This window comes from Lysinibacillus sp. NPDC047702 (assembly GCF_050272555.1).
Taxonomy (GTDB): domain Bacteria; phylum Bacillota; class Bacilli; order Bacillales_A; family Planococcaceae; genus Lysinibacillus.
Map to the genome: position 1 here is coordinate 84,406 of NZ_JBNNMG010000007.1, position 15,360 is coordinate 99,765.

Annotated in this window: 8 protein-coding genes and 3 pseudogenes; all 11 read right to left on the reverse strand. The window is 38.5% G+C overall.

Annotated elements, in window-relative coordinates:
- Nucleotides 1-43 precede the first annotated feature (43 nt).
- The 11 genes and pseudogenes from rbfA to ACQKIM_RS05725 all read right to left on the reverse strand — a co-directional run bounded on the left by rbfA (nucleotide 44) and on the right by ACQKIM_RS05725 (nucleotide 15,027).
- Entirely contained in the window at nucleotides 44-385 is a 342-nt protein-coding gene (rbfA, locus tag ACQKIM_RS05675) for a 30S ribosome-binding factor RbfA (RefSeq protein WP_427540365.1), read from the reverse strand.
- Between the two features lie 102 nt (nucleotides 386-487).
- Nucleotides 488-766: a DUF503 domain-containing protein gene (locus ACQKIM_RS05680; RefSeq protein ID WP_427540368.1), complete on the reverse strand. Its 279-nt coding sequence runs from the start codon at nucleotides 764-766 to the stop codon at nucleotides 488-490.
- The gene (gene infB, locus ACQKIM_RS05685; RefSeq protein ID WP_427540371.1) at nucleotides 766-3,066 is read right to left on the reverse strand and encodes a translation initiation factor IF-2; all 2,301 of its coding nucleotides are present in this window, start codon (nucleotides 3,064-3,066) and stop codon (nucleotides 766-768) included. Before infB ends, ACQKIM_RS05680 begins: the two co-directional genes overlap by 1 nt.
- Nucleotides 3,067-3,080: 14 nt before the next feature.
- Nucleotides 3,081-3,389, reverse strand: coding sequence for a YlxQ family RNA-binding protein (locus tag ACQKIM_RS05690; RefSeq protein WP_054770641.1), 309 nt, complete (start codon nucleotides 3,387-3,389; stop codon nucleotides 3,081-3,083).
- A complete protein-coding gene (gene rnpM, locus ACQKIM_RS05695; protein ID WP_427540374.1) occupies nucleotides 3,386-3,664 on the reverse strand; it encodes an RNase P modulator RnpM in 279 nt (92 codons plus the stop codon). Before rnpM ends, ACQKIM_RS05690 begins: the two co-directional genes overlap by 4 nt.
- Before the next feature lie 163 nt (nucleotides 3,665-3,827).
- Nucleotides 3,828-4,967: a transcription termination factor NusA gene (gene nusA, locus ACQKIM_RS05700; RefSeq protein ID WP_427540377.1), complete on the reverse strand. Its 1,140-nt coding sequence runs from the start codon at nucleotides 4,965-4,967 to the stop codon at nucleotides 3,828-3,830.
- Between the two features lie 28 nt (nucleotides 4,968-4,995).
- The gene (rimP, locus tag ACQKIM_RS05705) at nucleotides 4,996-5,466 is read right to left on the reverse strand and encodes a ribosome maturation factor RimP (RefSeq protein WP_427540380.1); all 471 of its coding nucleotides are present in this window, start codon (nucleotides 5,464-5,466) and stop codon (nucleotides 4,996-4,998) included.
- 423 nt (nucleotides 5,467-5,889) lie between these two features.
- Nucleotides 5,890-7,293: pseudogene (locus ACQKIM_RS05710) on the reverse strand (PolC-type DNA polymerase III); the annotation flags it as partial.
- A gap of 108 nt (nucleotides 7,294-7,401) precedes the next feature.
- Nucleotides 7,402-9,202: pseudogene (gene ltrA / locus ACQKIM_RS05715) on the reverse strand (group II intron reverse transcriptase/maturase).
- A gap of 724 nt (nucleotides 9,203-9,926) precedes the next feature.
- A pseudogene (locus tag ACQKIM_RS05720) lies at nucleotides 9,927-12,854 on the reverse strand (PolC-type DNA polymerase III); the annotation flags it as partial.
- A 466-nt stretch (nucleotides 12,855-13,320) separates the two neighbouring features.
- Complete coding sequence (locus ACQKIM_RS05725; RefSeq protein ID WP_427540383.1) at nucleotides 13,321-15,027, reverse strand: proline--tRNA ligase; 1,707 nt, start codon at nucleotides 15,025-15,027, stop codon at nucleotides 13,321-13,323.
- Between the last annotated feature and the right edge of the window lie 333 nt (nucleotides 15,028-15,360).

Sequence of the window (15,360 nt, forward strand, 5' to 3'; positions counted from 1 at the left end):
GCCTACATGAACATGCATTTTTGGCAGACTCTTTATCTTTTCCTTATTCTTTGTGTAGACCTCGTAGCAATGTATCAATACGGTTCCCATATTCAATCGATGAATCAAATTCAAAGATTAATTCTGGTGTACGACGTAATCGGATACGTGAACCAATTTCTGAACGAATATAACCAGAAGCTTTTACTAAAGCTTTAAGTGTTTCTTCTCGTTCACGTTCATTGCCTAAAGATGTAATATAAATAGTCGCTTGCTGTAAATCACCTGTTACCTCAACACCTGTAACAGTAACAAACCCAACACGCGGATCTTTTATTTTACGGCCAAGAATATCACCGAGTTCTTTTTTCATTTGCTCAGCAACACGGTTTGAGCGTAGAGACATAATTTGTCACCTCTATTTCGATGTACAGATAGTTGTGTGCTCATTCTTTTATATGTATTAGAATACTCTCTACATATAAATGACACAGCTATCTTCTGTTTCTTATAAATAGTCTCGCCACACATCGAGCTGTTCCCATGACGGATTTGACTGTAAGAAATGAAGCGCATGATTAATTTCTCGTTCGGCTGCTTCTTTTGAAGAAGAAACAGCAACAAGCGCTAATTTCGTGCGCTGCCATACATTTTGATGGTCAATTTCCGCAATAGATACATTAAACTTTTGCTTTGTGCGGGTAATCATACGCTGTAAGACAGCACGTTTTTCCTTTAACGAATGGGCAGTTTGAATGATGAATTCAACCTCTGCGTAGACAATCATTAGACGCGTTTAACTTCTTCCATAATGTAGGCTTCAATAATGTCGCCTTCTTTAATATCGTTGAAGTTTGTAATTGTAATACCACATTCGTATCCTTTTGCAACTTCTTTCACTTCATCTTTGAAACGTTTTAGAGTATCTAACTCACCTTCAAAAATAACTACATTTTCACGAATAACACGTACGCCAGAATCACGCGTTACTTTTCCGTCTGTTACATACGATCCAGCGATAGTACCAACTTTAGAAACTTTAATTGTTTGACGAACTTCTGCTTGACCAATAATTTTTTCTTCAAATTCTGGATCAAGCATACCTTTCATCGCTTGTTCAATTTCTTCGATTACTTTATAGATAATGCGGTGTAAACGAATATCTACGCCTTCTTGTTCAGCTGCACGTTTTGCATTAACGTCTGGACGAACGTTAAAACCAATTACAATGGCATTTGATGCCGCAGCAAGAGAAATATCTGATTCAGTAATTGCCCCTGCGCCAGTGTGAATAATTTTCACATTAACGCCTTCCACATCAATTTTCATTAAAGATGCAGCCATAGCTTCAACAGTACCTTGAACGTCAGCCTTCACGATGAGGTTAAGCTCTTTCATTTCACCTTGGCTCATTTGTTCAAATAGATTATCCAGTGTTACGCGCTGTTTTTCAGAACGCTGTGCTTGAATGGCAGACATTGCACGTGTTTCACCGACTTGACGTGCTGTTTTTTCATCTTCAAAAACAACGAAGCGGTCACCAGCTTGAGGCACATCATTTAAGCCTGTAATTTCAACTGGTGTTGATGGTCCAGCCTCTTTCACACGACGACCTTTATCATTCACCATCGCACGTACTCGCCCGTAAGCATGACCAACAACAATCGGGTCTCCTACTTTTAGTGTTCCATCCTGTACTAACAATGTTGCAACTGAACCACGACCTTTATCAAGCTGTGCTTCAATAACTGTACCTAGAGCTAGACGGTTAGGATTAGCTTTTAATTCGCCCACTTCTGCAACAAGTAAAATCATCTCAAGCAATGTATCGATGCCCTCGTCTTTTAATGCAGAAATCGGTACAAAAATTGTATCTCCGCCCCAAGCCTCTGGAACAAGACCATGCTCTGTTAATTCTTGCATCACACGATCAGGGTTCGCTGAAGGTTTATCCATTTTATTGACAGCAACAATAATTGGTACCTCTGCTGCTTTTGCGTGATTAATAGCTTCTACCGTTTGCGGCATGACACCATCATCCGCAGCTACCACTAAAATTGTTAAGTCTGTTACCTTTGCCCCACGTGCACGCATTGTTGTAAAAGCAGCGTGACCTGGTGTATCTAGGAACGTAATTTTTTTGTCGCCTTCAGTTACTTGGTAAGCACCGATATGCTGTGTAATACCACCAGCTTCTCCCGCTGTTACTTTTGTATGACGAATAGAGTCTAATAACGTCGTTTTACCGTGGTCAACGTGACCCATAATTGTTACAACAGGTGGACGTTCTGATAATTCTGCCTCATTTATCTCTTCTGTTTGTTCGAAGTGCGTTTCTAAATCCGTAATATCTACACGGATTTCTTCTTCAACTTCTACACCATAGTCTGCACAAATTAATTCAATTGCATCCTTATCTAATTCTTGGTTAATTGTTGCCATTACACCGAGCATAAATAACTTTTTAATGACTTCTGATGGTTCACGATGTAATTTTTTTGCTAATTCTCCAACAGAAAGTGATTCAACAAACGTAATTTTTTCTGGTAATTCCTTTTGTTTCACTGGTACTGATGGTTGGTGTGTTCTTGGATGGCGACGTTTGCCTCCATGAATTCCTGGTTTTGGTCGTTGATTATAACCACCGCCACCTCTACGATTACTATTATTATTGTTGTTATTATTATTATTGTTATTATTATTTTGTGTCATATTTCGATTTTGATTACCTTTTGTATTCTTAGATTTTTCGTTAGACGAATTTGAGTTTTGACGCATTTGTTGCTGATTGTTTGTTTTAGGCTTAGAAGTAGCAGATTGCTGCTTTTGCCCTTCTTGCCTTCTCATCGATTGCTGTGGTTTTTGTTGGCTATTTGCTTGTGTTCTTTGCGATACATTTTGAGTAGGTTGTTTCACTTCTTTTTTTCCTGATGTACTCAATGATTGGTTTAACTTCGACACAGTGTCTTTTTCTAACATAGACATGTGATTTGTTACACTCACATTTAATTTACTTAGTGCTTCAATAACCTCTTTACTCGTTTTATTCACTTGTTTCGCATATTCATGAACTCTGATTTTGGTCATCTGCTCACCCCCGATTATTTTTCGTTGAGTAGACTAGACAATTTACTTGCAAAACCTTTATCGGTAATAGCTAAAGCCACTCGGGCCTCCTTACCTGTAGCATGTCCTAGATCATAACGATCACCAATTACATGATACTCAACGTTGTAGTACGTGCATTTATCTTGAATTTTCTTGCTAGAGTTTTTAGAAGCATCGTTTGCAAGCAGTACTAGCTTAGCATTACCATTGCGGACTTCCTTTACTACTAACTCTTCTCCTGAAATGACTTTACGGGCTCTGGCCGCTATTCCAAGCAAATTAAACACTGCTTGCTGGATCATATAATAGACTCCCTACGAATCAACAATAGTAGTTCATCATATATTTCTTCAGGTATTTTTACATCAAGTTGGTGCCCTAAAACATTTTTCTTACGGGCGATTTCAACTGCCTCCTCTGATTTAGAGACATAAGCACCACGTCCGGATTTTTTTCCAGAAACATCTACACTTACCTCGCCCTCTTTTGAACGAACAACACGAATCATTTCTTTTTTAGGTAGCATATCTCCAGTAGCTACACATTTTCGAAGAGGTACTTTTTTATTAACGGCCATAAGAATCACCTTTCCTCTCTGAAGCTTGTCGTAAGAGGTGGACTAGCCACGCACTACCTCAATTATCTCCTAATTAATCCTAGGTAGACAATGCCATTATTCAGTCGACGCCCTCAACGTCCACTGAATAATGGCAGCAGACTAGTCACACGGCCTTTCTTACTTATTCTTCGTCGTCTTGATATAAGTCAACTGCTACACCATCAAAATCACTTTCTTCATCCTCAGCAGGAATATAGGTGCTAGTAGCAGATGGATAAATTCCTAGCTCACGGGCATCTGTTTCACTCTTAATATCAATCTTCCAACCAGTTAGCTTTGCAGCTAAACGTGCATTTTGACCACGTTTACCAATTGCTAGAGATAATTGATAGTCAGGTACAACAACCGTTGTAGATTTTTCTTCTTCGTTTACTTGAACATCTAAAACCTTTGAAGGGCTAAGAGCATTTGCCACGAAGACAACTGGATCTTCTGACCATTCAACGATATCGATTTTTTCACCGTTTAATTCATTCACAATAGTTTGAACACGAGCACCTTTTGCTCCTACACATGAGCCTACTGGATCTACCTCTTCATTATGTGCATGCACAGAGATTTTTGAACGATCTCCCGCTTCTCGAGCAATCGATTTAATTTCTACAATACCTTCATAAATTTCAGGTACTTCCATCTCAAATAATCGACGTAATAATCCTGGATGTGTGCGTGACACAATGACTTGCGGTCCGCGAGTTGTTCTCTCAACCTTTGTAATATAGACTTTAATACGATCATGCGGGTGGTATTTTTCACCTTGTATTTGTTCATTGACTGGCAGTGCAGCTTCAACTTTACCTAAACCTACATAAATATTGCGAGCATCTAGTCGCTCTACTACACCTGTAACAATATCGTCTTCACGGTCTACGTATTGTTCGTAAATTAAGCCTCGTTCAGCCTCGCGTACGCGCTGTGTCACAACTTGTTTCGCTGTTTGAGCAGCAATACGACCGAAGTTACGAGGTGTCACTTCTTGTTCAACCACATCTTCTAATTGATAAGCCGGGTTGATAGCTTTTGCATCCTCTAAAGATATTTGTAAACGATCATCCTCTACCTCTTCTACAACATCTTTACGTGAAAAGACACGAATAGAGCCCTTATCTAAATTTAAGTCCACACGAACATTCTGTGCCTGATTAAAGTTGCGTTTGTAAGCTGTAACCAATGCCGCTTCAATTGCTTCAATCAACACATCTCTTGAAATTCCTTTTTGTTCTTCTAGCGCAGTTAGCGCATCTAACAAATCACTACTCATTTTTTTCACTCCTAAATATGCATTATGCTCAAAAATCGATGGCTAGTCGTGCCAATGCGATTTTTTCCTGTTCAATGGTTACTGTTATTTTGCGCGTTTTAATACGTACTTCCATCACTAATGTATGTTCATTGTATGACGTTAAGTAGCCTTGGAATTCCTTCATGTCCTTAATGGGTTCATAGGTCTTTACATAAATAAATTTACCAACCGCTTTTTCAAAATCAGCATCTTTTTTTAGTGGACGTTCTGCTCCAGGTGAAGAAACTTCTAAATAATAGTTTTGTGTAATTGGGTCTTTTTCATCCAATAGTAGACTTAGTCTTTCACTTACTTGAGCACATTGGTCAATGTCAATACCGCCTTCAGGTGTATCGACATAAACGCGTAAAAACCAGTTACGCCCTTCTTTTACGTACTCAATATCCACTAACTCAAGGTTTAACTCTTCTACAATTGGTTTAGCGAGCACTTCAATTAAAGATGGTACTTTGCTCATTGTTGCCTCCTGTATCTATTAAATTCTAGCGTAATAAGGATTCATCACTAAAACAAAATGTTGTAATGAACCATAATAAAACAGAAATTCCACCATTGCTTTGGTGAAATTTTACGGTCTTACCTGCTGTTAGTCAAAAATTTGTTTTGCTACGGTATAACAACAGAAAAGAGCGGGTAGGCCCCACTCTTTTGCTGGAAAATTATCAACAAATTATTACCATAAGAATAGCACAGTTTACAACACAATGCAAATTTCCTTATTCTAGACATCTCTAACATATCGCCATAGATGTGTCTGGAATTCGAAAATGTCCATTAGTTTGCCAAAAAAATCAATTTCGCCTTGGCGTAATTGTAACTGTCGCTTTGCTTTGGCTACAAAAAACATTAACTGAGTGAAGATAAATAACATGCGTAATAATTAGAATAGTGATAGCTGATTAGCGTCTGGCATGCCTTCTAAACAGCCCAGTTGATCCATATATTCAATTAAAGTTTTAGATACACGACCTCGCTGCTGTAAATCTTCCTTCGATAAAAACTCACCTTCCTCACGTGCTGCCACAATTGTTTTCGCAACGTTCGTACCGAGTCCAGGGATCGCATCGAATGGTGGGATTAATGTGTTACCATCTATCACAAATTCACTAGCCTTTGAACGGTACAGGTCAACCTTTTGGAAGCTCATACCACGCTCACACATTTCAAGAGCAAGCTCCATTACCGTTAATAAGTTTTTCTCTTTAGTAGAAGCATCTAAGCCTTTCATATTGATTTCATCAATTTTAGCACGGATCATTTGTGAACCCTGTACCATCGATATTAAATCAAAATCATCGGCACGAACTGTGAAATAAGCTGCATAATAAAGGATTGGGAAGTGTACCTTAAACCAAGCGATACGTACAGCCATTAACACATAAGCTGCTGCATGGGCCTTCGGGAACATGTATTTTATTTTTTTACATGATTCGATATACCAGCCTGGTACTTTATTTGCAAGCATCTCTGCTTCAAACTCCTCAGATAATCCTTTACCTTTACGTACAGACTCCATAATTTTAAAGGCCAATGACGGTTCTAGTCCTTGGTAAATTAAATACACCATGATATCGTCACGACAGCCAATTACCTCTTTCAGTACACATGTACCGTTTTGTATTAATTCCTGAGCATTTCCTAGCCATACGTCCGTTCCATGAGAAAGTCCTGAAATTTGCACAAGCTCTGAGAAAGTCGATGGCTTTGTATCTTCAAGCATTTGGCGTACAAATCGAGTACCAAACTCTGGTATTCCTAATGTTCCTGTTTTACAGCCGATTTGTTTTTCTGTTACACCTAAAGTTTCAGGGGAACTAAAAATTTTCATAACGACTGGATCATCTGTTGGAATCGTTTTCGGATCTATACCTGATAAATCCTGCAACATCCGAATCACAGTCGGATCATCGTGCCCAAGAATATCCAGCTTTAAAATATTGTCATGAATGGAATGGAAATCAAAATGAGTTGTTCGCCATTCAGCATCCTGTGCATCCGCAGGGTATTGTACTGGGGAGAAGTCGAAAATATCCATATAATCTGGTACTACGATAATCCCTCCAGGATGTTGTCCTGTTGTTCGTTTAACACCTGTACAGCCCTGAACTAAGCGATCTACTTCTGCCCCACGAAAATGCAGGTTATTATCACTTGCATATCCCTTTACATAACCATACGCTGTTTTCTCAGCAACTGTACCGATTGTTCCAGCACGATATACATAATCTTCACCGAATAGAACTTTCGTATAGTTATGGGCATTTGGTTGATATTCGCCAGAAAAATATGACGATAGGTAAACCTTTGACGTTATCTCTAGTTTTTCCCCCGTCCCACACCGTACATGAGGCTTTCACACTCATACGGCGTTCCATCGTTAGTTTTGTTGAATTTAAAGGCTTAGTTTTGGATTTCCTACTTCCGTTCTTAGCCTGTTTAATTTATTTATTGCTTTTACTTCGAATTTACTTATTATCTTTTGATATTCTTTATTTGTTAGTGGGTCTGAATGATGGATAAGCATATGATATTGCTTGTTGATAATAATTAAATTATCATACCCATCTGTGCCGCCATGAGCTGTTGGTTTTCTATGGTGGCAAATGGCTTGATGGGGTGTTAATCTCTCACCTGTAATACCACAACAACCTTTTTGTGCTACATATTTACTAAGGCGGTTATTTTCATACAAAACACTTTTCGATTTATATATTCCTCTACGAAACATTTCAATCTCTCTAACAGACACTTGTTTTAAATCTTTATGAATTGCTAGCCTATCTTTTGCGTTATAAATCGTAAATTCAGGTTTGCGTTGTCCTCGTATATCATGTCGAACTGCTTCAATAGGATATACCAGTAATCCATTGCTTTTGAAACGTGGATAATTGTAATCCCCATAAAACTTATCAATCACTCCATTTGTTTCTTTTGTTTTCACAAATATGTTCCTGTACATGAGTGACTTAATATTCGGATGAACATTATGCCTTATTTCATTAAAGTCCTGCGATATTCTAGTTGCAATCTTATAGTAGTTTTGCAATCCTAAAATATTCGCATTGAAGTTCATCACTTTTTTAGGGGTAGGGCTTTTTCTTAACTTTATTAGTTGATGCTTAATAACACCTTGTACCTTTTCTTTTGCCTTTGGGTCCATTTTTGAATTTACAATGTATCCCGTTTTCGCATTGCCTTTCTGCACCGCTCTAAACCGAATCCCTAAAAAGTCTGTACCGTTTTTCCGCAAGTTTGTGATTTTACTCTTTTCTTCACTAATCTCTAATCCCAATCGTTCTTTTAACCATTTTTCGACAGCTATTTTTATCTTTCTGGCGTTTTCATAGGAATTTGTGAAAATTTTAAAATCATCTGCATACCGAACTAGGTACATCGGTTTTAGCTTTGTTTTCTTTAGAGCATCGGTTTTGTTGCGTTTTAGCTTGTAAGGTACTTTGGTAGGTTTTGTTTCCCATTGATTCGAAATCCACCAGTCTAACTCATTTAATACTACATTGGCGAGTAGAGGAGATAAAATGCCTCCTTGTGGTGTTCCTTTTGACGGTACTCCTTCACCTGTAATTTCAGCTTTCAGCATCTTCGTTATAATAGCTAATACTTTTTTATCCCTAATGCCAATCGTCCATAATTGCCTCATAAGTTTTTTATGATTCATATTATCGAAGAAACCTTTTATATCGATATCAATTACAAAGTGTTGATGGCTGTGATTTACCATATGATAACACCTTGCCAATGCATCATGTGTGCTGCGTTTAGGTCTGAATCCGTAACTTTGTGGGTTGAATTTTGCCTCCGTAATTGGTTCTAATACTTGTAAAAACATTTGTTGTATCAGTCTATCCTCAATTGTCGGAATACCTATAGGTCTCATCTTCCCATTTGGTTTCGGGATAAATAATCGCCTAACAGCATGTGGTGCATAATCTTCAAGCCTTCTTCGGACAAGTTTGACTAGTTTATCAGCATTCATTTTATTCAAGTGTTTAATTGTGTGTCCATTAGCACCTTTCGTTTTGCTACCTGTATTGCTCTTCAAGTTTCGAAAGGCAAGTAAAATGTTTTCTTCGGAAATAATCAATTGATAAAGGTTTTTCATAAAGATTATCAAAAGCTGTTTGTAATTCAAAATATTCGTTATTTCTTAACTTTTGTATCATTAAGTCAGCCAATTAATCACCTCGTACTCGAAGCTTTCATTCTCTTTAGTCATACTAGAATCTGACTTGTGTAGGTTTATCTTCAACACTAACGACTTGTGCCCTTCCCTCTGAAATGTTTTCTCCTCCGACCTATTTGTTATTCAGTCATCAATGGCATTTCTTCAACGGTACTACGGCACTACTGCCACTCCGTTTAAGTAAGTTATAGCTAGTTCACATAGCCTTTCCTTACACCGTTGTCATCAGAATGCAACTTCCTCTTACGTTCGGAGCTTCACACGTTCCACTATTTCTATCTGTGCATCTTTCCTTAGGTTCCCCCTAAATTCCGCTAGGCTTGCATGTGCCTGTAACACAAGATGGATTTTCATAACCAAACGCTTACTCATCCACAGCTAGAAGTCCTATTTGGACCCCGCAGCATTTCTACTACGTGACATTCACGAAAAGTCAGTCGAGGGTTCGTCCCAGTGATTCTACTGATTCTAACCATAGAAAGTTTATAGACACCAGACCTATCATTCACAAGATTGCTCTCTTTCCACAGCCATACTGTTTGGGTGAACTTCAGCCTACTTTAACGAGCTTCATACAAGTTTCAGTTTTGCAGTCATCCACTTGCATGTCGTAGCTTCAGCGAGTGTGTTTCAAGACGTTACCCTATCATTCCACACTTCGAAATAGCAGTTCTACCAAATATGGTGGTTAACCTTTTCAGTTAACAACGTGTCGCACTCAAATCGATATCAGGCACCTTATCTCCTTTAAAACCAAGGAATGTTTCGAATGGAATATCCTGCCCGTCTTTTTTATAAGGTGTACCACATTCCGTACAATCTTTATTAGGTAAATCAAAGCCTGAGCTAACAGATCCATCATCAAAAAACTCGGAATGCTTACAATTTGGGCAAATGTAGTGAGGCGGTAGTGGATTTACCTCCGTAATCTCCATAAAGGTTGCTACTAACGAAGATCCAACAGAACCACGGGAACCAACTAAATAGCCATCAGCTAATGATTTTTTCACTAGCTTCGCAGAGATTAAATAAATTACACCGAAGCCATGACCTAAAATCGATTTTAGTTCCTTCTCGATACGTGCCTTCACGATTTCAGGTAAGTCATCACCATAAATGCGATGGGCCATTTCATAAGTTAAATTTGTTACCTCATCATCCGAGCCTTCAATTTTAGGTGTATATAAATCGTCTTTAATAGGCTTCACATCACCAATCATATTTGCAACTTTTTGAGAGTTGGTAACAACCACCTCTTTTGCAAAATCTGGTCCTAAAAAATCAAATTCTTTGAGCATTTCATCCGTTGTTCTAAAATGAACCTCAGGTAGCTTTGATTTATTTAAAATGTTGGCTCCACCTTGTGAACCAATTAATATTTGTCTGAACATTCCATCTGTTGGATCTAAATAATGAACATTTCCGGTTGCCACAACTGGTTTATCCAGCTTCTTCCCAAGTTTTACAAGTTTTCGAATAATATCTTCAAGTGTCCATTCATCACGAACGACATTACGCTCAATTAATGGTGCATACACTGCCTTAGGCTGAACTTCAATATAATCATAGAACCTTGCAACTTTTTCAGCTTCCTCTGGTGATTTATTCATCATCGTCTCAAATACTTCACCATTACTACAGCCAGATCCGATCAATAAACCTTCTCTATATTGCTCTAGGACCGCTCGTGTAACACGAGGCACACGATAAAACGTTTTTGTATGTGAGTGAGTGACGATTTTAAATAAATTTTTAAGCCCAGCATTATCTACTGCCAAAATTGTGCAGTGCATCGGTCTTCCTTTTTTATAAGCATCTCCACCACCAATATGCTTATTAAAGTCATCGTGGTATTTAATATTTAATTCATCTGCATCTTTTAACAGTTGTAAAAGTAAGTAACCTGTTGCTTCTGTATCATAAATAGCTCGGTGATGTTGAGTTAATTCAATATTGAATTTTTTACAAAGTGTATTTAAACGGTGATTTTTCATCGTCGGGTAGAGTAATCTGGCAAGTTCCAGTGTATCAATGACTGGATGAATGGTGCCCTCAAGCTCATATTTTTTATAGCCTGTATATAAAAAGCCAATATCAAATGATGCATTATGAGCTACAACAATGCCATCTCCAATAAATGCATGGAACTCCTTGATGACTTGCTCCACTTCTGGCGCATTTCGCACCATATCGTCTGTAATACCCGTTAGTTCAATGGTGGTCGCTGATAACGGATGGTGTGGATTGGCAAAGCTTTCGTATTTATCAATCACATTTCCATCTTTAATTTTAACTGCAGCAAGCTCAATGATTGTATCGTAAGCTGTGGAAAGACCTGTTGTTTCCACGTCAAATACAACATAGGTAGCATCAGCTAATAATTGATGCTCAGGGGCATAAGCAATTGGTACGCCATCATCAACTAAATTTGCTTCCATGCCATAGATTACTTTGATGCCATGTTTTTTTCCTGCTGCATAAGCATCTGGGAAGGATTGTACTACTGCATGGTCAGTAATAGCGACAGCTGGATGCCCCCATTTTGCGGCCTGAGCCACAAGACGATCAACTGGGGTAACAGCGTCCATTTGACTCATTGGTGTATGCAAGTGTAATTCAACACGTTTTTCACCCTCTGGTGCCTTATCCTGTCTTGTTTCTTTTTTGATTTCATTAATATCATTGGCCATCACGATTAAGTCACGAATAAATGTATCTGTTTGAACAGATCCTCGGACTTTTATCCACATACCCTTTTTCAAATATTGCATCAGCTCGGCATCATCATTATCGCGTGAGAACATTTTGACAATGATAGAATCCGTATAGTCGGTCATTTTGATTTGTAATAATGAGCGACCACTTTTCAGTTCCTTAATTTCTGTATCAAAGACAAAACCTTCAATAATAACTCGACGTTCTTCCTCAACAATTCGTTTAATTTCCATTATCTCATCGTCTTTAATATGCATTCCCAGCTGGAATGGGCGATCACCAAGGTTCGCAATTGCTGGATTGTCTTTCTTCTCCTGCTCACGTTTTTGGTAATCTTGTATCGCTTGCTGGGCTAAAGCAGCTTCTTCCAAGCGCTTTTGTTCCATAAAAGCTTCCTGTGCTGCAATCATTTCTTCTGTTTCATCCTGTAACACAAAGTCTATAACCATCGATGGAAAACCAAATTGACTATAGCTTATGGAAAGCTTTTCTGCATACTTTGTTTTTAGCATCATAAATTCCATTTCTTGCATGCAGGATAAAGTAATCTTTTGACCATTCCACGTTGGCATTTGAGATGCAAGACAATTTTTAAGGGTTGGCGCCATTTCATCTATTTGTTCAACTACAGTTAACCAATAAGCCTGAATAAGCTCTTCTGTCACATCTTTCTCTATCGTTTCAAATGTTGTATGAATCTGTGCAATAGCAGAAAATTTCTCCGTTAAATGTGTACGAAAAAGCTGATATAACGGAAACGGAAGTATTTCTCTTAATTTAATGGTGAAATGCCATAGTCTGTTTTTTTTGTGAACGGTTAAACGTGATAATTCACCTTCTTCAAAAAAGGACATATACACATCTTCTGTTAACTCTAGTTGCTGCAAGAGCATTCGAAACCTCGTTCTTGCCTCTTGTTGCTGTTCCAATTTAGTGACACCTGCTTTCTACAATCTAAATTGAAGAAAAAAATTCGCACCCTCTCTACGGGCGATTTACAAGCAACAACAGATACTTTTTGGCATCTGAAATTGCTTGATTGGTTCATTGTCCCGCAGAAGTGTCGCGAATTCTTTACTACTATCTTATCAAAAATCAATTATGCCTCGGCATAATTGCGTCCGGAATCGGCTTTGTGCTTACACAAAGAACTCCTTTTCGATTCCGTGGCATCCGCTGGAGGCTTTGGGCCAACATGATGTTGGTCACTCAGTCGTTGCCACAGGACGTGGCGTTCTTAGACTGAGTTCCGCTATTTCAGCGGGTGTTTGGACACCCTCTGAAAAGTAGCTTAAATTCGCATTCATCTCACCACTTATAGAGGTGGGAGACTTCTGCTGAAAGAAGTTAAAGGGTAGCCTCTATTGGAAGCAATTTCACCTTTGTTAAAGGAAATTAGTTTTTACGGAAAAATTCATTTAAGCGATCAATAACCTCTTCTTTTTTCCATTCAAATGTCTCACCTGTTTGACGGAACTTGACTTCAACAACACCTTCAGTTGCTTTTTTACCAACTGTTACACGAACCGGTAAACCAATCAAATCTGCATCAGCAAATTTAACTCCAGCACGCTCGGCACGATCATCCAAAAGCACATCATAGCGGTACGACTTTAATAAGCCATAAAGCTCATCTGCTAGGGCTACCTGTGTTTCATCCTTTGTATTTACAGGTACAACATGAATGTCATATGGCGCTAATTGCGTTGGCCAAATGAAACCATTTTCATCTTGGAATTGCTCAGCCACAGCAGCTAAAATACGTGAAACACCAATACCATAGCAGCCCATAATAAATGGCTGTGCCTTCCCTTGCTCATCTAAGAAAGTACCATTCATTTTTGCAGAATAAGTAGTCCCTAATTTGAAAATATGACCAACCTCTATGCCTTCTGCAAATTTTATGATACCTTGTCCATCTGGTGATGGATCACCCTCTTGAATAAAGCGAATATCTAAATAATCATTAACAGCAAAATCACGCTCTGGATTTACATTGATTAAGTGGAATCCATCCACATTTGCACCAGCTACTCCATTACGGATAGATTTTATTGCATTGTCCGCTACTACCTTGACATCTACTGGTAATTTTACTGGTCCAATAGATCCAACTCCACAGCCTAATAGGTCTTGAATAGCTGCTTCACTAGCAAGTTCAACTGACCCAGCATCAAGGGCATTTTTTAGTTTAATATCGTTAATTTCATGGTCGCCTCGTGCAAGTACAACGACTAATTCACCATCAACATCAAATACTAAAGATTTAATTACATTGGAGGACTCAATATTTAAGAAAGCAGATACATCCTCAATTGTTTTTTGATCTGGTGTTGCTACTTTTTCAAGGTCTTTTAATGCCTCATCTGATGCTTGATAGTCTACTACTACTTCTGCCATTTCAATGTTTGCAGCATAATCAGACGTGTTTGAGTATGCGATTGTATCTTCTCCAATTGCAGAAAGCACCATGAATTCATGTGTGCCTTTCCCACCGATGGAACCAGCATCCGCAATAACTGCACGATAATTTAAGCCTAGACGAGAAAAAATATTAGAGTATGCTCGATACATATCATCATATGTTTCATCTAAGCTTTCACGTGATGCATGGAATGAATAAGCATCTTTCATAATAAACTCTCTACCTCGTAATAATCCAAAGCGAGGACGTTTTTCATCACGGAACTTTGTTTGAATTTGGTATAGTGTTAATGGTAATTTTTTATAAGATTTAATTTCATCACGTACAAGAGTTGTAATGACCTCTTCATGTGTAGGCCCTAATGCAAAGTCACGATCATGACTATCTTTCAAACGCATTAATTCTGGACCATATTTCTCCCAGCGGCCAGATTCCTGCCATAGCTCCGCAGATTGTAATGCAGGCATTAACAGTTCAATAGAGTTAATAGCTTCCATTTCTTCGCGAATAATATTTTCAATTTTTGATAACACACGTTTTGCAAGCGGTAAATACGAGTATACCCCACTTGTATTTTGACGAATAAACCCTGCACGTAGTAATTGCTTATGCGATTTTACATCTGCATCAGCAGGTACTTCACGTAGCGTTGGGATAAATGTTTTACTTTGCTTCATTCAGTGTTCCACCTTTTTTCATCAATTTCGCTTTGGCGTAATTGCGTCTGGATTTTGAATTGTGCCTAGGCCTGCACGAGGGCCGACACGATGTCGGTCATTTCGGTAATGCCACAGGACGTGACGTTTTTACCGATGCAGGTCAGTTAGCCATTTTCGAAGGATGCGAAGGTTTTAGGCTAACATCCTTTTATTCATTCCTTTGAAAATCCGTGACACCGCCGGAGGTTTTATCTTCATTCAGCATGTGTTTGGAAACCTACTGAAAAGGAACCAAATCTGCATTCATCTCACCACCTGTAATGGTGGAAGTCTTCTGCTGAATGAAGATAA